This window comes from Amycolatopsis circi (genome assembly GCF_003385235.1).
Taxonomy (GTDB): Bacteria; Actinomycetota; Actinomycetes; order Mycobacteriales; family Pseudonocardiaceae; genus Amycolatopsis; species Amycolatopsis circi.
The window spans coordinates 1-19643 of record NZ_PQIA01000059.1 but is presented as its reverse complement, the minus strand read 5'-3'; the positions used below and the strand labels follow the sequence as shown (position 1 = coordinate 19643).

General features: G+C 68.1%; 14 protein-coding genes and 1 pseudogene. 9 read left to right on the top strand and 6 right to left on the bottom strand.

The features are described from left to right. Window positions 1-84 precede the first annotated feature (84 nt). Window positions 85-1419, top strand: a complete 1335-nt coding sequence (lysA, locus tag D0D37_RS24085; RefSeq protein ID WP_116202836.1) for a diaminopimelate decarboxylase — start codon at window positions 85-87, stop codon at window positions 1417-1419. Here lysA and D0D37_RS24080 read toward each other — a convergent pair. Beyond that, window positions 1416-2942, bottom strand: coding sequence for an APC family permease (locus D0D37_RS24080; RefSeq protein ID WP_116202835.1), 1527 nt, complete (start codon window positions 2940-2942; stop codon window positions 1416-1418). The two genes, lysA and D0D37_RS24080, sit on opposite strands and share 4 nt — an antisense overlap. 191 nt (window positions 2943-3133) lie before the next feature. Here D0D37_RS24080 and D0D37_RS24075 point away from each other — a divergent pair, with 191 nt between their 5' ends. Continuing rightward, the gene (locus tag D0D37_RS24075) at window positions 3134-3631 is read left to right on the top strand and encodes an Lrp/AsnC family transcriptional regulator (RefSeq protein WP_116202834.1); all 498 of its coding nucleotides are present in this window, start codon (window positions 3134-3136) and stop codon (window positions 3629-3631) included. Between the two features lie 1846 nt (window positions 3632-5477). Here D0D37_RS24075 and D0D37_RS24070 read toward each other — a convergent pair. Beyond that, window positions 5478-7307: a LamG-like jellyroll fold domain-containing protein gene (locus D0D37_RS24070; protein WP_116202833.1), complete on the bottom strand. Its 1830-nt coding sequence runs from the start codon at window positions 7305-7307 to the stop codon at window positions 5478-5480. Window positions 7308-7431: 124 nt separating this feature from the next. Beyond that, window positions 7432-7965 (bottom strand): DUF6328 family protein, encoded by a 534-nt coding sequence (locus D0D37_RS24065; protein WP_279630334.1) that lies wholly within the window; start codon window positions 7963-7965, stop codon window positions 7432-7434. 1118 nt (window positions 7966-9083) lie between these two features. On the opposite strand from D0D37_RS24065, the gene D0D37_RS24060 reads away from it, so the two are divergent. Then, window positions 9084-9671 carry a superoxide dismutase family protein gene (locus tag D0D37_RS24060; RefSeq protein WP_116202832.1) on the top strand — a complete coding sequence of 196 codons (588 nt, stop codon included), beginning with the start codon at window positions 9084-9086 and terminating at the stop codon, window positions 9669-9671. 42 nt (window positions 9672-9713) lie between these two features. Here D0D37_RS24060 and D0D37_RS24055 read toward each other — a convergent pair. Further along, window positions 9714-10088, bottom strand: a pseudogene (locus D0D37_RS24055) (TIGR03667 family PPOX class F420-dependent oxidoreductase); the annotation flags it as partial. A 193-nt stretch (window positions 10089-10281) separates the two neighbouring features. Next, complete coding sequence (locus tag D0D37_RS24050; protein ID WP_167493563.1) at window positions 10282-12597, bottom strand: DUF2339 domain-containing protein; 2316 nt, start codon at window positions 12595-12597, stop codon at window positions 10282-10284. A 95-nt stretch (window positions 12598-12692) separates the two neighbouring features. On the opposite strand from D0D37_RS24050, the gene dusB reads away from it, so the two are divergent. Together dusB and D0D37_RS24040 are read left to right on the top strand one after the other, a co-directional pair. Then, entirely contained in the window at window positions 12693-13865 is a 1173-nt protein-coding gene (gene dusB, locus D0D37_RS24045) for a tRNA dihydrouridine synthase DusB (RefSeq protein WP_116202831.1), read from the top strand. Window positions 13866-13912: 47 nt separating this feature from the next. Then, window positions 13913-14770 carry a DUF2306 domain-containing protein gene (locus D0D37_RS24040; RefSeq protein ID WP_162834442.1) on the top strand — a complete coding sequence of 286 codons (858 nt, stop codon included), beginning with the start codon at window positions 13913-13915 and terminating at the stop codon, window positions 14768-14770. A gap of 77 nt (window positions 14771-14847) precedes the next feature. Here D0D37_RS24040 and D0D37_RS24035 read toward each other — a convergent pair whose 3' ends face one another. After that, window positions 14848-15267 carry an Hsp20/alpha crystallin family protein gene (locus D0D37_RS24035; RefSeq protein WP_116202830.1) on the bottom strand — a complete coding sequence of 140 codons (420 nt, stop codon included), beginning with the start codon at window positions 15265-15267 and terminating at the stop codon, window positions 14848-14850. 165 nt (window positions 15268-15432) lie between these two features. Between D0D37_RS24035 and D0D37_RS24030 the strand changes: the two genes are divergently transcribed. From D0D37_RS24030 to D0D37_RS47485, 4 genes are all read left to right on the top strand, one after another. After that, complete coding sequence (locus D0D37_RS24030; protein WP_116202864.1) at window positions 15433-16266, top strand: alpha/beta fold hydrolase; 834 nt, start codon at window positions 15433-15435, stop codon at window positions 16264-16266. A 148-nt stretch (window positions 16267-16414) separates the two neighbouring features. Next, a complete protein-coding gene (gene idi / locus D0D37_RS24025) occupies window positions 16415-16978 on the top strand; it encodes an isopentenyl-diphosphate Delta-isomerase (protein WP_116202829.1) in 564 nt (187 codons plus the stop codon). Window positions 16979-17093: 115 nt separating this feature from the next. After that, window positions 17094-17753: a GGDEF domain-containing protein gene (locus D0D37_RS24020; protein WP_162834441.1), complete on the top strand. Its 660-nt coding sequence runs from the start codon at window positions 17094-17096 to the stop codon at window positions 17751-17753. A 1669-nt stretch (window positions 17754-19422) separates the two neighbouring features. Then, a partial coding sequence (locus D0D37_RS47485; RefSeq protein WP_208720113.1) for a hypothetical protein occupies window positions 19423-19643 on the top strand: 221 nt, incomplete at its 3' end.

The window sequence follows — 19643 nt, the reverse complement described above, 5'->3', positions numbered from 1 at the left end:
GGCTCGTTTCCGGGACGTCCCGGGCCGGGTTCGGCGCAGTGTGCTGGCGATGTTCGCCGCGATCGACATCGACCGGAGGTAACCGTGACGCTCAGCGAGCTGCTCCCGAGTCTCGGCTGCGAGGCCGCCGACCATCTAGAACCGGGACTCTGGCCGCGAAGCACGAGGCTCGGCGAAGGCGGTGAGCTGCTCTTCGCTGGCGCGCCGGTCAGTCACCTGGCCGCGCGCTTCGGTACGCCCGCTTATCTTCTCGACGAGGAACAGGTGCGCGAAACAGCCCGCGCGTACCGCCGTGCGCTGCCGGAGGCCGACGTCGCCTTCGCGAGCAAGGCGCTTTGTACGCGAGCAGTGTTGCGTTGGGTCGCCGAAGAAGGACTGTCGCTCGACACGTGCTCCGCCGGTGAGATCGCAGTTGCGCGCGCTGTCGGTTTCCCCGCAGAGCGCATTCTGTTGCACGGCAATGCGAAGACGCCCGAAGACCTGAAAGCCGCGCTGCAGTACGGCGTCGGCCGCATCGTCCTCGACTCCCTCGACGAAGTCGAGCAGCTCGGTTCCCTCGCGCACGGCGCGCAACGTGTCCTCATCCGCGTCACGCCGGGCGTCAGCGGCGATACGCACGCTGCGATCACGACAGGCACCGAAGGACAGAAGTTCGGCTTCTCGCTGCGCGCCGACGTACGCGACAACGTCGATCGTGCTGTCGCAGCAGTGCTTTCGCAGCCGAGCCTGCAGTTGACGGGACTGCACTGCCACATCGGCTCACAAGTGTCCCGTGTGGACCGTTACGAAGAAGCCGCGCGAAAGATGGTCGAAGTCCTCATCCGCATCCGCGACCAGTACGGAATCACCTTGCGCGACCTAGATCTCGGCGGTGGCCACGCAGTGCCGTACGCCGACCGTGAAGCGTCCTTCGACCTTGAAGGGTACGCACGCCGCCTCCGCGTCGCGCTGGGCTACGAATGCTCGTCACGCGACTTCCCATTGCCACGCCTGACAATCGAGCCCGGCCGCGCGATCGTCGGACCGGCGGGCATCACCGTTTACCGCGTGTGCGCCGTGAAACGTGGCGCGCGCACCTTCGTCGCTGTCGACGGCGGGATGAGCGACAACCCGCGCCCCGCGCTGTACGGCGCGCGCTACACCGCCCGTCTCGTCGGCCGTCGCACGAAGGCCGCGCGTACGCCGATGACTGTCGTCGGACGACACTGCGAGTCCGGCGACGTGCTGGCGGACGTCTGCCTGCCCGACGACATCCACGTCGGCGACCTGCTGGCCGTACCGTGCACCGGCGCGTACCACCACTCGCTGGCGTCGAACTACAACCTCGTCGGCCGCCCACCGCTCGTCGGCGTCCGCGACGGGCACGCGACGCTCCTCGTACGCCGCGAAACCGAAGAAGACCTGCTTCGCCGCTGTTAGCTCTCGATGGTCTGACCGTCGCGGGCAACGGCACCGCGCGTCAGACGTCGTCCAGCGAAGAAGTCACGGCAGGCACGTTGCACGGCAAACATCAACGGGAAGCCCACAAGGATCGCCACGACGCCAATCACCGCGACGCCGCCGACACCGAACACAGTGGTCTCTCCGGCGTCAGGCTTCGCGTACGCGATCGCCGCGAGCACGAGTACCGCCAGGAAGAACACTCCGCCGACGAACGGCAGTAGGCCGCGAAGGAGGAAATTGCGCACGCTCGTCAACAGCGTCCGGCGAAACACCCACACGCAAGCAAGCGCCGTCACCGTGAACTCGATCGCGATCGTGAGCCCGACCGCGTCGACCGAATTCGCGAGCACGTTCCGGCTCCACAACGCGAGCAGCACGTACAAGGCGAGCGACACCAACCCGAACGCCCAGGTGGTCACCGAAGGCGTCTGGTATTTCGGATGCACGCGGCCGAACACCTTGGGCAGCGCGCCATGGCTGGCCATCGACAACGTCGTGCGCGCGGCAGGCATGATCGTCGCCTGGCTCGTGGCCGCACCGCTGGTCAGCACGGACACGATCAGCAGCACGCCCATGACCTTGCCGAACCCGGACGTGCCGAACACCGCTCCGCCCAACCCGGCGAGCACGTCCTCGGCGTTCGCCTCGTTGGCCAGTCCGATCCCATGCTCGCCGACGCCCGCGAAAGCCAGCGCGGCGACGGTCACCAGCAGGTAGTTGAGCACCAGCAGCACGGTGGACAGGATCGCCGCCCGGCCCGGCGCGTGCCGCGGATCCGCCGATTCCTCGTTCACCGAAAGCGAACTCTCCCAGCCCCAGTAGATGAAGACCGCGAGCAGCACCGCCGACACCGCCGTCCCGACGCTGACCCCGTTCGGCCACAGCCAGTCCCACTGCGGCGTTGTCGCTTGCGGGCCCGCAGTGCCGCTGTAGACGCGCGTAAGCGCTACGACGGAAAAGATCACCAGGACGGCGAGTTCGATGCCGAGGAGGATCCACTGCGCCCGCGCGGACACCTCGATGCCGCGGTAGCACAGCCAGCACAGCGCGAGCAGCCACGCGCAGCCGATCGCAGTCGTCACCGCGCGGTTGTCGGCGAGGTCGTCTAGACCAAACAGCAGCAGCGTGTACCGGCCGGTCAGCGCGGACTGACTGCTCATCACCAGCAACTGCTCCACCAGGACGACCCAGCCGGTCATCCAGCCCACGCGGCTGCCGAACGCACGGGTCGCCCAGGTGAAATTGGTGCCGCAATCGGGTTCGGCCGCGTTAAGCTCCCGGAAGGCAAAAGCGACGAACAGCACCGGAACGAACGACAGCACCACGAACGCGGCGGCCTTGAATCCCGTGCCCGCGAGCACGATGAATCCGAGCGTCGCCGCGATCGAATAAGCCGGGGCGGTCGAAGACATCCCGATCACCGTCGAAGACACCATGCCCAGCGCGTTCGAACGGAGCCCCTTGGCCGGCACCACAGGCGCGGCGACGGCTTCGGTCATTGGAATATTCCTCCTCAAGATCGGCGGTCCGCGACCGTACCCGGTGTTTGCCCGCGCCAGAACGGCGGTGTGCGGGGGCGCGCATGTCCGCCATCTGGAGAAGAAAACGGGAAAGGGTCTCCTGCTCTCCGGCTCCGGCCGATACGCTGCGCGTCTGAAGAATCACATGCCGAAACACAGGGAGGGACGGCATGGGTGACGAAAACCGTACGAAAATCGAGGAACCGCGTGCTCCGAGAGCGCTAGACGGGACCGACCGGACGCTCATCACGCTGTTACAGGAAGACGGCAGGGCGTCGTTCACCGCGCTGGCCAAGGCGGTGGGTCTTTCCGAGGGCGCGGTGCGGCAGCGAGTGCAACGGCTGCTGCGAGAGGAAATGGTGCAGATAGTCGCCGTGACCTCGCCAGAACACGTCGACCTGACCCGAAGGGCCATGGTCGGCATCACGGTGGACGGAGACGCCCGCGAAGTGGCCCAGCAACTGGCCAAGGTCGCCGACGTACACCAGGTGGCGCTCTGCTCAGGCCGCTTCGACCTGCTGGCGGAACTGCTGTGCCGCGACGACGACCACCTGCTGTCCGTACTCGGCGACGAGGTACGGCCAATAGCGGGAGTCGTCGCGACGGAGCTGTTCGTGTACCTGAAGCTCGCGAAACAGGACTATTCGTGGGGACGGCTGACTGCCTGATCCACGGATTCGGTCCGCGGCCGGTTTCACGGCTGGGCTCACCGGCTGGCGTGCTCGGACTGGGTTCTCGGTGGGGTGCTCGGTCTGAGATACGCGGCTGCGGCTGGTCGGCTGGGTTTCGGCGCGGCGTGGCTGGAGTGGGTGCTTGGCCGGGTCCCTTGAGCTGGGCTGGGTCCTTGAGCTGGGCTTTTGGTCTTGGATCTTGAGCTGGGCTTTTGGTCTTGGATCTTGGGCTGGCGTGTTTTGGCTCAGGTCCCTGGACTGGAGCTTTCGGTTCTGGTTCGGGGACTGGCGCGCACGGTTTGGGATCTTGGGCTGGCTCTTACGGGCTCGGTTCTCGGACGGGCGTGGTCGCCTTGGGTTCTCGGGCCTGGCTCTTTCGGCCTCGGTTCTCCGGACTGGCGTGGTCGGCTTGGGTCCCCGCGGCTGGAGCTTTCGGTCCGGAGCGGGACGGTGCCCAGTTGGGTCGGCTTGGCTCCGCGGACAGGATCGGGCTGGTTCGGCTGGTTCTCGACTGGACTGGACCACCGGGCTCCGCGGGCGCTCCCGACGCGGATCGGCTGCCCGTCGGGCCAGCTCAAGCTGGCACGGTCCTCGGACTGCCAATCCCAGCTGTCGTCACCGGGCCGGGTCAGCCGAGTTCAGGGCTGGACCAGACGGGAGCCGGTACAAGCCCGGTTCCGGCTTCGGAGTTCCGATCGAGCATCAGCGCTGGTCCCGGTGTCGGGAATCCGGCACAGGCGCTGGTCCCGGCGTCGGGAGTCCGGCACGGGCGCGGGTTCCGGCAGCGAGTTCCGGCCCACGCGTCCGTTCTGACCGCAGGTTCCGGTCCCAACGCCAGTTCCGGCGCAGATCCCAGCGCCACTGCTGGCCCAGCAATGGCGCTGGCCAGCACCGGCTTCCAACCTGCCCACCATTCTCAGCAATGACGCTGGCGCGACACCCGGCTCCGTCTTGACGGCTGGCTCCAGCAACGACGCTGACCAGCAGCCAAGCAGCTAAGTCGCCAGTTTCAGCAACGACGCTGGACCGGCGACAAACCAGGCTCAGCCGCCAATCCCAGCAATGACGCTGACCAAGCGGCTAAGTCGCCAGTCCCAGCAACGACGCTGGGCCAGCGGCGAAGCAGGATCAGCCAGTTCCGGCCACGACGCCGGTCCCGGCGACAGGCCCGGCTCGACCACCGGTTCCAGCACCCGTGCTGGCCCCGGCAACGAGCCCCACCCCAGCCATCGGCATCGGCGCTGACCCGGCGACAGGCACCAGCCCGAGCCACCAGCATCGGCGCTGTCCCGGCAACGGGCACCGGCCGAGCCACCGGCACCAGTGCTGGCCAGGCAATGGACTGCGGCCCAAACACCGGTTCCAGCAAGGCACCGGCCCCGGAATCTCAGCCCCAGGCTCGGTCCAGCATCGCCGCTGACCCGCCTTCGGTCGCACACCGACGTTCCCTGCCCCAGTCCCCGGCAAGGGAACGCTCGCCACAATTCCGACGCGTCAGCACCGCGCAAGCCCGTCCCGCTCATCGGCACAGTGCTGACGTCGAAAAAATCACCGCGGAAGGCACTCATCCGGACCGAATTCGCGGACGAGTCGCTCCGAAGCTGCTGCCAGGATGACTATTACCGTCCCTTGCCGATTAGACCGACTGGCCGAAGCCATCAGTTACGCCAATACCTCCGAACGGCCGCACTAGTCGATTTTGCCTGCTGCGCAATCGCAATAGCGGCCCCTGGATTCCGTATCGACCTTCCGCCAACAAGTCGCCAATCCCTCACGGTCGCGCCCGCCTTCCGCGAACCGCGCTCGCGGTCGCAATTGCCGAGCAGCCAATCGGGACCGCTTATCAACCCAGCAGAAATTCCCGCGGGGCCAGCGCCCGGTCGACCACGCGGGCCTCGCCGATCTCGCCGTAGAAGCTGCGTTCTACTTTGCCCCGATACGACGACGCGCCGACCAGCCAGCCGCCACTCGGATTTGCCAGGCCGATCGCCGGCGTCTTGGGATTGCGCAGCAGCGGGCAGCCGTCGACGTACAGCGTGCTGCGCCGTCCGTCGTTGACGACCGCGACGTGCCACCACTTCGCCAGCGGCAGTTCGTGGCCCCAGTTGGTCGAGATTCCGTTCTGGTTCAACGGGAACACGGCCCACTGCAGCTCCGCGCCGTCCGAGACGCTGAACGTCGCGGCCGATTCGTTCGGGTCGTCGCCGGATTTCCCAGCCGCCCCGCCGTTGCCGAGGCGCGCGAAGATGCCGCACCAGCCGTGGGTGCCGTCGCGAAAGTCCTCGGGCAGGCGAACGAACGCTTCGACCGTGTAGCCGCGCTGGAAGGTCAAGCTGTTCATCGGTGCGCTGTCGACGGTCTGGAGGTAAGCGCCGCGCCCAGGGTTGCGCGCGCCGTCGAACCGAAGGCTCGCCCGCGATGGTTGGCGGGGCGCGAAATCCGCCGAGTAGGTCAACGCGGCAGGCCCGCTGCCCGGCACGGTCATGCGGCGCAAATCGTTGCCGCGGCCGGTGAGGTCTTTGATCAGCGCGTTGTCCGGAACGGGCGCGCCCGCGCGACCGCCCTCGAACCGCCAGTAGGCGACGGTGCCAGGCACGAGCTGCGGCTTCACCGGCCGGGCCGGTGGCACCGGAACGGGCGCGAAACCGGCGAACCGCTTGTCGAAGTCGATGTCGATGCTGAAGTAGTCGACGTTGGTGCTGCGCTCGGCTTCGATGCGCTCAAGCTCGGTGAGGTCGCGACGGCCGTCAAGCCACGGCGAGAAGGTGCGGACGTCGATGACCCCGCGGGCGACGTCGAACTGGTACAGCCGGATCATGCCGCTGCCGCCGTAGTAGCGGTCCTGGTAGTTCGTGAGGTGCAGGTGCACGTCGTGGCCGGCAGCGTTTCGCTTCACCAGACGGCTCGGCGGCCAGTAGTGACCGTTGAGGGTCAGGAAGATCTGGTCGCTTTCGTTGACGAACTCGTCCCAGACCTGCTTGCCGAAGTCCGACAGGAACGCCTTGCCCTGTTCGTCGGAGTTGACCAGCTCGTGGATGGTCAGGATGGCGGGCATCCGCGGATGCTGGGCGAGAACCTGCTTCGCCCACGCGAACCCGCCCGCCGACGGACGCCAGTCCATCGCGAGCACCAGCCACTCCCGACCAGCGGCCCGGAACACGTGGTACGTGTTGTAGCCGTCCTTCGAGGAGCCGCGGAAAGTCGGCGAGTTCCGCTGCCGCTGCGGTCCGAACGCGTCGAGGTACGGCGTCCGGCCGCGTTGGTCGTCAGTGGAACCGTCGATGTCGTGGTTGCCCGCGAGCGTGCTGTACGGGAACCGGAACCGGTCGAGCGCCTGGAACGACCGGCTGATGCCGGCGAACTCCCGGGCTTGCCCGTTCTGCGTGAGGTCGCCGAGGTGCGCGAGGAAGACAACGTTGTCGTCGTGTGCGTGACGCAGCACGTACGACAACGACGCGTCCACCGGTGTCGAGTCGCCCCGGTCCTCGTCGAAGAGGTACTGGGTGTCCGGCATGACCGCGATCGTGAACCGCGGACTGTCACCGTCCGGCCGACGAGCGACGCTGGGATCAGCCGCGGCGATCCCGTTCAGGCCGGGAAGCGCGGACACCGCCGCACCGGCACCGAGGATTCCGGCACCGCGCAGGAAGTTCCGCCGTGAAGAGTCAGTCACGAGCAGGAAGCTACGGGGCCAGCCCCAACCGCAGCGGCAACAATTGCCGACGGCTCGATGAACAGCTGCGCGTTTACGACGTTCTGTCCTGCACAGGACAAACTGCAGCACGCATCGACGCCGCTCAGTGACCGTCGCGTCGCCTTTGGTCGCCGACAAGCATGCCCGGCACCGCAAACCACAGCAGCCCGAACAGCAACACCGCCAGCCCGCCGACGAGTCCCATCGCAACCGGTCCGAAGGAGACCTTCGCGATCAGTGCCACGGTCACCGTGATCGCCGCGGCAAGGCACCCGAAGCCAACCAGCATGACCCGGTTGCCGACCCGCAGGATCTGCTCCCGCCGCCCAGTTCGGAACAGCATCCGATGCCATGCCGCAGGTGCGATCAGCAACGCCGTTGCCGTCACGGTGAGGAGCACCGCGAGCAGATGCAGCGTCTTCTCGAACCCGCTGGCATCGTGGAAGCGGGCGGTGAAGACCACCGACAGCAGGAAGCCGAAGAGGATCTGCACGCCCGCCTGCGCGACCCGAAGCTCCTGCAACAGCTCGCCGACGTTCCGCTGCAGCATCTGGTTCCGCGTCTCGCCAGTGTGCTCGACGTCGTCGTCGACTTCTGCCGACCTGGTGCTCTGCGCCGTCCCGCCGACGTCAGCCAACCCGCTGTCCTCCGACGTCCCGGTGGCCCACGCCGACCCGCTGGCTTCCGACGATCCGGTGCCTCGCGCCGATCCGCCGACCTCCGGCGGGCCAGCAGCCCGCGTCGACCCACCGGTCTCAGCCGACCTGCTGTCCTCCGACGGACCAGCGACCTGCGCCGATCCGCCGGCCCGCACCGGTTCGCCGGATTGCACCGGTCCACCGGCCTGTGCCGATCCGCCGGCCCGCGCCGGTTCGCGGGACTGCACCGGTCCACCGGCCTGTCCCCGTTCGCCGGATCGCGCCGGTCCACCGGCCTGTGCCGATCCACCGGATCGCGCCGGTTCGCCACCGCCCGCCAGCCCGCCGTCGGTCGATCCGCCACTGCTGGCCTGCCTGCGGGCGTCGGTCGGCCCGCCCCTGCGGGCCTGCTCGCTGGCGTCGTCCGGTCCGCCACTCTCCGGCGGCCCACCGGCCTCACCTGACCCGCTGGCACCCGCCGGTCCGTGGTCGTCCGCGCGACGGCCGTCAAACCCCCTGGCACTTTTCGGGTCGTCAGGCATCTCAGGCTCCACCAGTACTCGAGCATCGCCGGGCAAGTCCGACGCTGCCACGCTGCCAAGTACCCAACGCGTCAACGCCCGAAAACTCACCCAGGCCAGCCGAGCGACCTCCACGTCCGCCATAGCTGCCGCCCGAGCCGCCTCCAGCCTGCCAAGCCCGCTCTCATCCGCGGAAGCGTGCTTCGAAACGCACCAGCACGAGCACCCTCGCGGCCGCTCCACGGCCAGCATCGCACGAGCAGCGGCCGTGGCCTCACGCCCTGCAGCCGGACACGACCCACGCGGCGCTTGCGCACAGACCCGCACCGAGACCCAGCCCGACTCCAGCCCAGCAATCGCACCTAGACGAGACGTCGCCCGCGGTTGAGTCCGAGCCGCGCTCAGACCTATCCGGCAGCTCTCTCCCGCCCACGGCTCAATCTGGCCCACGCCTGAATCTGGCTGATCCCGACGCCGTCGCCATCGGGCGGCCCAACGCACCTCACACACGCAAGGCCATCCCGAGATCCGGGCGGCTTCCACACGTTCGAGTGGAGAACATGGCATGCCACGCGCCGACTGGTTAGAGAAGTTTCATGCGTTTCCTCCCTAAGCTCCTTTCCGCGGCCCTCGCCGCCGGTCTTTCCGTCACGAGCCTCTCGGCCACCTCCGCCGCAGCAGCTCCGACCAAGGTCTCACCACTGCACTTCACCGCCGCCCACGGCACATTCGCGGCATACGCACCAGGCAGCCAAGCCGTCACCTACCGCCCGGATCTCGTACCGACCGGAGCCAGGGCGCACGTCTCCGCCCTTTCTGCCAGTCGCGTCGGCACCACGACCGTGCTGGTGATCAGCGGCCTCCTGCCGCAGCACGAATACGGTGCACACGCGCACGTGAACTCCTGCGGCGCCACCGGTGACGCCGCGGGCGGACACTTCCAGCACGTGCCGGACCCGATGAAGCCTTCGGTCGATCCGGCCTACGCCAACCCCCGCAACGAGATTTGGCTCGACTTCACCACCGACCGATCAGGCATCGGTCATGCAACCTCCATTGTGGACTGGACATTCGACGGACGACGGGCGAGGTCCGTGGTGATCCACGAAACCCGCACCCACACCAACCCTGGGCACGCCGGAACCGCGGGTGGACGGCTGGCCTGCCTGGACGTCGGCTTCTGAATCCGGAGCGGCCCTCAGAACCCCCCAGGACTTCTCCGGCACGATCCGGATCCGAACCGAGTAGTCGGCGTCGAACGCGGCCGGATCGGCGAACCCGATACCGGCGTAATGCCGTTGGTACTTCCCTAGATAGCCGGGCGCTTCAGAGGCTTTCGCCTCGTCGATGTGCGCGCGGCCGCTGACGACGATGATGCTCCCGCCGTATTCGTCGCTGTTCAGGTGGAAACTCACCTCCGGGTTGGCCGCGAGGTGCCGGAGTTTGGCCGTACCAGGCCGGCTGAAAACCACGATGTCTTCGCCGTCGAGCACGAACCAGACCGGCCGCGGCGCGGGGCGGCCGCTCGGGGTCACGGTGGTGAGCCATGCGACGGATTCTCCTGCGCGTTCAACGAGTTTCCGGTCGTGGGTGTAGGTCATGGTCGGATACCTCCTCGGTAGGTTTCCCAGGTAACCACGAGCCACCGACAGTTCCGTCCCAGCAGCCCGATCCGAGGCCTTCGCGAGCCGCCGCCGACCGACGCACAGACAACTAATTTTTGTTGCCGCAAAAGGAAAATCCCCCGATCCGAGATATTTCTCGATTCCCCGGATCGGGGGACTTCTCGCAAGTTCAGCGCGACGCGACGACCCGGGCGTACCGCGCCCCCGCCACGAGCAGGATCACCCCGGCTCCGAGGAACGCGCCAACGCGCGCCAAACCGTCCAGCGCGGAAAGGTCGAACAACACGAGCTTCGCCACTGCGGCGGCCACCAGCACCAGCCCGGCGATCCGCAACGCGACCACCTCGATCCCGCGCAGGAGAAGGACGAACGCGACCACCGTCCAGGAAACCGTGACGAGGGTGTGGCCGACCAGGAAACCGCCGCGGCCAGGGGATACGAGCATAGCCGCGGCCAGCACCAGCCCAGCGGCGCCGTAGAGCGCACACAAACCGGCAGGCAACCAAGGCGCAAGGCGGGCCGATTTCACCACGTTGAGCCGAATTGCCGCCCACGGCAACGCGATCGCCGCAGCGAGCAGAAGCGCGGCAGTGGCCAGTGCGGAAAGGAGAAGATCGCGCGGATGCCAGTGCGGGAGCAGCAGCAAGGCCGGGGTGATCTCCGAGCCGAGCGCGAACAGTCCGCCGATCACCGCGAAGGCAAGAGAACCGCCTAGCGCGAACCGGTTTCGAGTGAACTTCGCCGCGAAGGCGAGCACGACCGCTTCGCCAAGGAGGACCGCTCCGCCGTCGAACTGCGTGACGGTCGCTTGCATTCCGGCGACGAGACCAGCGATTCCCGCGACCGTACCGGAATTCCCCCGCACGATGGTCCAGGTCGCGATGAGCACGACTGCCGTTCCACCCGCCAGGAGCACGGATTCCGGCCGGTGCAGAAGCAGTGCGGCCACCAGGATCGGCAGCGGGGCGACAGCGAGCACGGCCAGCGCGTAGGGCTCGTTATCGTTGCGCCGCAACGTGATCAGTGCAGTCGCCGCGCTGACGACGCCGGCGACAATCACTGCCCACACCGGCATGGTGTGCAGTCCGATACCGATCAGTGCCGTTGTCAAGGGCGGAACGGCTGCAGTAAACGAAAGGGGTGACCATGACCGTCGAAGCTGGACAGGAACGGTCGCGATCTGGATCATGAGAAGGAACGTCACGAGTTCGTAGGTGAAGCCCCAAGTGATCAGGGGCGCGCACACTCCGCAACCTCCCACCACGGCATTCGCCAGGAGAGAGGAATCCCATTTGACCGCAAGCAAAAGCCCGCCCACCGCGATCGCCAAGCCGACCGCGAGCCCGGCGGGAACCGGCAGGAAATCGTACAAGGAGGTGGCAGCAACGGTGTCGAGGTAGAGCGTCGCGATCCCAGTGGCGGCAAGGGCGAACGCTCCGGTGCGCGCAGCCGGTTTGCGGTGCAGCCACGCACCCGCGCCGACCAGGGTCCCACCGAACGCAGCGCCGACCGCCACCCGCGGCAGCGGAGCGAGCCAGCCCCGCTGAATGGCCAGAATCAGCAGCAGGACGACCCCGAGCAACGTCACCGCACCTCCGATCCACGCCAGCAGTCGCGAACCGGCGCCTTCGCGGCCGAGCCGCTCACGGAGCGTCGGAGATGGGGTGTACCGCGGCGGGGCGTAGGGCGGCTGGCCATAAGGCGATTGAGCGAAGGGCGGCTGGCCGTACGGCGGGTGTTGGGCAGTTGCCTGCGGGTGTTCTTGGGCTGACTGTCCGGCGGCGAACTGGTCGGCGGCGGGTTGTCCGTGGCCCGGCTGGGCGGTGGCGGACTGTCCGGCTGCGGCATCGTCAGCGACGGACTGGCCGGTCCCGGCTTGTGGCGTTGACGGGTGGGTCGCGCTGGCCATGGATTGGGCGGAATACGGTGCTGCGTAAGGGTTGTACGGGTGGTAGCCCGGGTGGGGGTGGAACGCTGCACCGTGCGCGGCCGAGTAGGCCGGGTACAGGTACGGACCCGTGCCCTGCGCAGCTGGGTAGCCCGGGGCGGGCGAGTGGCCTGGAGCGGTCGGATAGCCCTGTGCGGCAGGGTGGCCAGGTTCGTCCGATCCGACAGGCTGGCCTGACTCGGCGAGGCGACCGGCCTCGGCTGGCTGGCCCGGCGCGTCGGGAGAGCCCACCACATTGGCAGAGCCCTGCGCGGCGGCCGAGTGGTCAGAGCTGGCGGGCTGAGCGACGCCAGGTGGGTAGGCCGTCTGCGACGTCTCCCAGGTCGACGCTGCTGGCTCGGCTTGACTGCTCCGGTCGTCCGGCGTCGCCTGGGAGTCCGCGGATGAGTCCGGGACGGATGCCTCGTCGGGCCGGTCGGCGGCCGGCTCGGGCTGGAGGCGCACCGCGCGGAGTTCGGTGCCTACGTGCGTCAGGCGGCGGCCGAGGTCGTCCAGTTCGCCGGCCAAGCGGTGGAGCGTTGCAGCTTCCGTGGTCATACCGGACATCGTCGGCGAAACGGCACGGTGATCGGATCCGTAGCACTACTCAAGACTGGACACGAGATGGTCTCGCGAGCGTCCGAGCTGCCCGGATGCGAGTGCTGTACGTCACGGGCGACAATGGAAGCGTGACTGCCACGTTGAGCGTGCCCACGTTGAAGATCGGCCCCTACCAGGTCGATCCTCCCGTCGTGCTCGCTCCGATGGCAGGGATCACCAACGTCGCTTTCCGGCAGCTCTGCCAGGAGTACGGTGCCGGCATCTACGTGTGCGAGATGATCACCGCCCGCGCCGTCGTCGAGCGGCACCCCGGCACCATGCACATGATGACCTTCGGCGAGCACGAAAAGCCCAGGTCCATGCAGCTCTACGGAGTCGACCCGAAGACGATGGCCGAAGCCGTCCGGATCATCGTCGGCGAAGGCCTCGCCGACCACGTGGACAGCAACTTCGGTTGTCCTGTCGCGAAAGTGACGCGGAAGGGCGGCGGCGCGGCGCTGCCGTTCAAGCGGCGGCTGTTCGCGGACATCGTGCGCGAGTCGGCGAAAGCGGCTGCTGAGGGCGGCGTTCCGTTCACCGTGAAGTTCCGCGTCGGCATCGACGATGACCACCAGACGTTCCTCGACGCCGGACGCATCGCCGAGGCCGAGGGTGCGGCCGCCGTCAGCCTGCACGCGCGCACGGCTGCGCAGCGCTACTCGGGTCAGGCCGACTGGTCGAAGATCGCGGCGCTGAAGGAAGCGGTCACCAGCATCCCGGTACTGGGCAACGGCGACATCTTCACCGCGGACGACGCGCTCCGCATGGTCGCCGAGACCGGCTGCGACGGCGTCGTCGTCGGGCGCGGCTGCCTCGGTCGGCCGTGGCTGTTCGGCGAGCTGGAAGCCGCCTTCCAGGGGCGGGAGATCCCGGCGGGGCCGAACCTCGGCGAAGTCGCGCGCGTCCTGCGCCGCCACACCGAACTGCTCATCGAGCACGACGGCCACGACAAGGCGATGCGCGACATTCGCAAGCACATGGCCTGGTACCTGATGGGCTTCCCGGTCGGCTCCGAGCTGCGGCGCGGCTTCGCGATGCTCTCGTCGATGGACCAGCTCGACGACCTGATCGTCCAACTCGACCACGACGCCCCCTTCCCCGAAGCCGCCACCGGCCCGCGCGGACGCCAGGGCTCGCCGGGCAAGGTGACGCTCCCGCACGGCTGGCTCGACGACCCGGACGACGATTGCGTCCCCGAGGCCGAAGACATGCACTCCGGCGGCTGACCAGCAAGGCTCGCCACACGGGTCGAGCCGATCTGGAAACTCCGTCGTTGCGGGGCAAACTCCACCGCGCGCTGCGGAGGTCACAGCACAACAGCGACCGCAGCCTCGGCACGGCGAGCGCATTGCGTACCGCCCGCTCTACGCAATTCTCACCGACGCAGCCACCCCACCGCCACGCGACGCTCACTGCACAGATCCAGTCCGAGCAGGAGTTTCGTGATGCCTTTCGCCGTTTCCCGTCGCAGCCGTCGACGGATCGCCTGGCCGCGGTCGCAGTGTCCGCCGTCGGCGTCGCCCTGTTCTCCGCCGCGACCTACCTGACCGGCGACCCGTCCCTGAGCCGGATCCCGCTCAACCGGGCAATCGCCCTGCATCACTTGACGATCGTGCTGCACGCCCTGCCCGCGAGCCTGGTGCTGCTGATCGGGCCGTTCCAGTTCGCCACGGCATTGCGCGCTCGACAGCCGAAGCTGCACCGCGTGCTCGGGCGGATCTACGTGGTGAGCATGATCTTCGCCGCGGTGGCCGCAGTCGTGGCGGCGACGTTCTCGGTCGACGGCATCTCGACGCAAATCGCCTTCTACCTGCTATCCCGCGCATGGCTCTACACGCTCTACCGCGGCTACACCTTCATCCGGCAAGGCCAGATCCAGCTCCACCGCATCTCGATGATCCGCAACTACGCGCTGAGCTTCGCCGCAGTCGTGCTCCGCGGATTCCTCGGCATCGGCGCGGCGATGCAGGGTATCTTCCCGACGCTGACCTTCGCCGACCTCTATGCGACGAGCGCGTGGGGTTCGATCACGGTCTGCGTGGTGGTTGCGGAGTACTTCGTCCTCAACCGCACCGTCGCGCCTCTCGTACGCAAGCGGCAGCCAGCTGAGCGGCCGGAAGTACACAGCTGACCTGCGTAGATACAGGTTGTCTCCAGGTTATCCACAACCCACTGTGGACAACCTGGGGACAACTTCGGTTCACGACCTCAGGCGTCGATCTCCTGCGGCGCGCCGCCGACGGTGATCTTGCGCGGCTGGGCCTTCTCGGCGACCGGAATGCGCAGCGTCAGCACTCCGTCGACGTAGTCCGCGGCAATGCGCGTGGTGTCGAGCGTGTCGCCGAGGAACAGCTGGCGCGAGAACTTGCCGCGCGGCCGCTCGGACACCTGGACCTGCGCGTCCTCAACCGCGACCGGCGCGCGCTCGGCGCGGACGGTGAGCACGTTGCGCTCGACGCTCACGTCAATGGAGTCGCGCGCGATGCCCGGGAGGTCGAACTGGATGACGTACTCGTCGCCGGCGCGGTAGGCGTCCATCGGAACGGAGCGCGGCACGGTGCCCTGACCACCGAAGAACTGCTGGGTCAGGCGGTCGAACTGGGCGAACGGGTCGGTGCGGATCAGCATTGTCGAATCCCCTTTCGGACAACTGCGGCCAGCTGCTGAGGCGCTGACCAAGCCTTGCAAAGTTGCCAACGTAGGACTCAACTTAGTTGTTCCCGAATAGCGCAGATCACAGTGACAGCGTGAGACCGGACGAAACTGTCGGTGGCGGTCCGTAGAGTGCGTCTCGTGATCGACCAGCTGACGATCCCGACCGACGCGGGATCCTTCGACGCAATCGCCGCCGGCCCCGAAGACGGCCGCCCGGTACTGCTGCTGCACGGCTTTCCCCAGGCGGCCGTGGAGTGGGAACACCAGGTGGCGACGCTCGGCGTGCTCGGTTACCGCGCGATCGCGCCGGATCAGCGCGGCTATTCGCCGGACGTGCGGCCCGAGCGCCCGGCCGAATACGGCATCACGACGCTGGTGTCCGACGTCGTGGCGATGGCCGACGTGCTCGGCTGGAGCAAGTTCGACCTGGTCGGCCACGACTGGGGCGGTGCGGTCGCTTGGTGGACGGCCGACGAGCACCCGGAGCGGCTGCGCAGCCTCACCGTGGTGTCCACGCCGCACCCCGGAGCGCTCGCCGAGGCGATGCGGACCGACGAGGACCAGCACCTCCGGTCGGCCTATATGACGGAGTGGCGGCAGACGCCCGCGACCGAACGGCGCATGCTGGCCGACAACGCCCAGGCGCTGCGCGACATCTTCGATCGGCGAATCCCGCCGAGCAAGATCGACGAGTACGTGCAGCGGCTGTCCGAACCAGGCGCGCTGACCGCCGCGCTGAACTGGTACCGAGCCGGACGGCCGGGCGGGAAGATCGGCAAGATCTCGGTGCCGGCGATGTACGTGTGGTCCACAGAGGACGTCGCCTTCGGCTCCGCCGCCGCGCTCGATACCGCGAATTGGTGCACCGGGCCGTACCGGTTCGAGATGCTGGAGGAGGTGTCGCACTGGGTAGCGGAGGAAGCGCCGGAGGCATTGACCTCCTTGATCGTCGAGCATCTCGGCAGCCGGTGACGCCAGGTCCGGCCTGCGGCGTCGTTCGGTCGGGTGTCCGGCGGGATGGGGATTCGAGCGTTGCGTGAAGGCCCGACACTCGAATCGGGCGAAACGGCCACCCGGCTCGCGGTATCGGCCGGTAGCCGCGTGGTGTTCAGTATCCGGAGTGGACACCAGCACTGAAGCCGAAACCGAACGCGTCGTCTTCGTGACCGAGGACGGCGTGCCGACCGGGGAGACCGGGCCGAAGCTCGCCAGTCATCACGCGGAGACGCGACTGCATCTCGCGTTCTCCTGCTACGTCCTGCGCCGTTCGGACAACGCCCTGCTGATCACCCAGCGCGCGCTGCACAAGAAGGTGTGGCCGGGGGTGTGGACCAACAGCGTGTGCGGTCATCCCGCTCCCGCTGAGGCGTTGGAGACCGCCGTGCGCCGTCGGGCCGCATACGAACTCGGGCTGCCCGAACTCGACGAACTTGAGTGCGTGCTGCCCACGTACCGCTACCGCACGCCGCCCTTCCAGGGGATCGTGGAGAACGAGTTCTGCCCGGTGTTCGCCGCGTGGACGGACGTCGATCCGCAGTCGAATCCCGAAGAAGTAGGTGGCTGGCGATGGATTTCCTGGGCTGATTACACACGGTGGATCACAGATCCGGGGACTGACGCGAGTTACTGGGCCCGTGATCAATTCGCGCAGCTCAAGGACAAAAAGCCCTTCTCCGCGCTCTGAGGCGAAGAACTGCGCTGCGTGACATCAGCGGAAGTACGTCGTCCACTTGAGCGAAATTCACCTTCGAACGTACCGATGACTCAAGCCGCCGCTCCTTTACGACGAAAACGATGGAGTGGCGGAGGTCAGAGTGGCGACGGACGACGAGCTCGGAACGGGGGATACCGCACCCGACTTGCTCACGCTGCACGAGTCCATCGCGGACCTGTTCGCGACGCGCGGCGACTGGCGGCGGGCCTACCGGCACCTGCGCTCCGCGCTGGACATCGCACGAGCGGGCAGTCTGCGCGATCCGCTCACCTCCAGCTACAACCGTCGCTACCTGGATCAGCGGCTGCCTGAACTGCCGGCCGCGGTGGCCGTTGCCCTGGTCGACCTGGACCGGTTCAAGTCCGTGAACGATACGTACGGTCACCTTCTCGGCGACCGCGTCCTCTGCCGGGTGGCCGATCTCCTGCAGGAGGGGCTGCCTGCCGATGCGTTCTGCGCACGGTACGGCGGCGAGGAATTCGCACTCGTCCTGCCGGGAATCGATCACCGGGGCGCCGTCCGGGTCGCCGACGCGGCGCGCCTGCGAGTCGCCCGTCACCCCTGGTCAGAACTGCAGCCGGGCCTGCGGGTTACGATCAGCGTCGGCCTCGCGCACGGCACCGGGTCCGGGCCGCGCCAGCTCCACCGAGCCGACAATCTCCTTTACGCCGCGAAGCGGGCCGGGCGCAACAAGGTCGCTTTCCACGACCGCGAGACCGCACGGGTAATTACGCACTCTGAGTAACGCACGTCTGCGATTACTCCATTCACTGAACCCGATCTTCACCTGTTCGTCCGCTTCAGTGCGCCTTAGGGCGACGCATGGTGAAGAAATTCCCGGGAGGGTGTCGTCACGAACGGCGGGTATCCGTACGATAACGAAAAGCTCCCCCGGTACGACGAGTCCTGGGAGACCCGGCGAAGCCGCCGGGTGTTCAAAGGTAAGCCGCCCCAGTCAGGCGCCTGACGTGCGAGAGGAGACCGAGTGCCCGACGAGCGCAACACCCCCGGCACCGGTCGCCATTCCGACACTCCGGCACGCCCCCGCGGCGGACGCCGCCGTTCGATGGACACTCACGGCGGCATCAGCGTGTCCGACGTCGTCGCTCGGCACACCGGAGAACGCCCTGCCTTCGCCGACGAGCCCGGGACGCAGCACGCGGAGCCGGTGAGCAGGCTCGCGGAACCCGGCACCCGCCGGACAGAGCCAGGCCGCCGCCGCGCGGACGCCGAGCGCCCCGAGCCGGGCCGCCCTGAGCCAGGGCGACGGCGAGCGGAGCCGGACGCTGGTTACCCAGGAGCGAACGGTCGCGCGGGTTTGCCCGCCGAGCCGGGCCGACGGCGGGCGAACGGGCACGCCAACGGAGTCGGCAGTCGGCACGCTGGGCCGGGGGATGCCTCGGATCTGGGCGGCGACCGGGCGAACGGGCAGGTCAACGGGCTCGGCGGGCGGCACGGCGAGGCGGCAGAAGACGACGCCGCACCCACTGCTGGATGGGTGGGCGGGGGCGTCAACGGCGCTGGCAACGAGCCAGCCGGAGGCGGCATCGGTTCGGCTGGCAGGCGGGCCAATGGGTTCGGCAGTCGGCACGGCGAGTCTGCCGAAGATGACGCCGCGCTAGCTGGCGGACCGGCGAACGGGCAGGTCAACGGGGTTGGCAGCCGACACGGCGAGCCGACCGGAGACACCGGCTCAACTGGCAGACGGGCTACTCGGCTCGGCAATCGACATGGCGAACCTGCGGCCGACGACGCGCTAGGCGACGGGCGCAGCGATGGGGTTGGCGGTCGGCACGGCGAGCCAGCGGACGACGTTGCACCAGCTGCCGGACGCGGCAACCGGCACGGCGAACCCGCCGGAGACGACACCGCACTAGCTGGCGGACCGACGAACGGGCACGCCAACGGGGTTGGCAGCCGACACGGCGAACCCGCCGGAGACGACGGCGCACTAGCTGGCGGGTCTGCGAACGGGCACGTCAACGGAGTGGGTTCCCGGCACGGCGAGCCAGCCGACGACGACTCGACCGGCAGACGGGCCAAAGGGCGCGGCAACCGATACCTCGAGGTCGTGGAAGACGACGCGGCCTCGAACTCTGGCCTGGCGAATGGGCGAGTCAATGGCGTCGGCAATCGGCACAGTCGAGAGGCTGCTGATAGTTCCGAGCGCAGGAACGGAGCCAGCGGGCTAGCGGAGGACGTCCCGGCGCCGGGGAGTCAGGTCAACGGCGTCGGCAACCGGCGCGGTGCTTCGGGCGACGACGATGGGCTGTCCGGAGGCCGTCGGGCGAATGGGGACCGCCGGGGTAGCGGTGCGGACGTTGATGGCGGGAATGGCTCGGGGGCTGCCCGGGTGGGCGGACGTGCGCTTTTCGGCGGCGCGGTGCCTGACGGCAATCGGCATGGTGCTCCGGATGCCGATTCGCTGGTGGATGGTGCCGCTGGAGATGCTCGGAGCGTCGAGCCTGGCACTCGACGTCGGGAGACTGGGGCTTATCGGGCGGAGCCTGGTGAAGCAGGTGGTCGTCGCAGGGACTCGGCTGGACAGCCTGGCGATGCAGCCGGAGGACGCCCTGGCGAGGTCGCAGGGCGAGCCGGACGTCGGGGAGAGCCGGGTGGGCGGGTCGCCGAGCCT

Excerpts from the sequence above, each read along its gene's own strand:
- D0D37_RS24075 (WP_116202834.1), top strand. The coding sequence starts at position 3,134 with ATGGGTGACGAAAACCGTACGAAAATCGAGGAACCGCGTGCTCCGAGA.
- D0D37_RS24035 (WP_116202830.1), bottom strand. The coding sequence starts at position 15,267 with ATGCTGATCCGCACCGACCCGTTCGCCCAGTTCGACCGCCTGACCCAG.
- D0D37_RS24080 (WP_116202835.1), bottom strand. The coding sequence starts at position 2,942 with ATGACCGAAGCCGTCGCCGCGCCTGTGGTGCCGGCCAAGGGGCTCCGT.
- D0D37_RS24060 (WP_116202832.1), top strand. The coding sequence starts at position 9,084 with ATGCGTTTCCTCCCTAAGCTCCTTTCCGCGGCCCTCGCCGCCGGTCTT.
- dusB (WP_116202831.1), top strand. The coding sequence starts at position 12,693 with ATGCGAGTGCTGTACGTCACGGGCGACAATGGAAGCGTGACTGCCACG.
- D0D37_RS24050 (WP_167493563.1), bottom strand. The coding sequence starts at position 12,597 with ATGACCACGGAAGCTGCAACGCTCCACCGCTTGGCCGGCGAACTGGAC.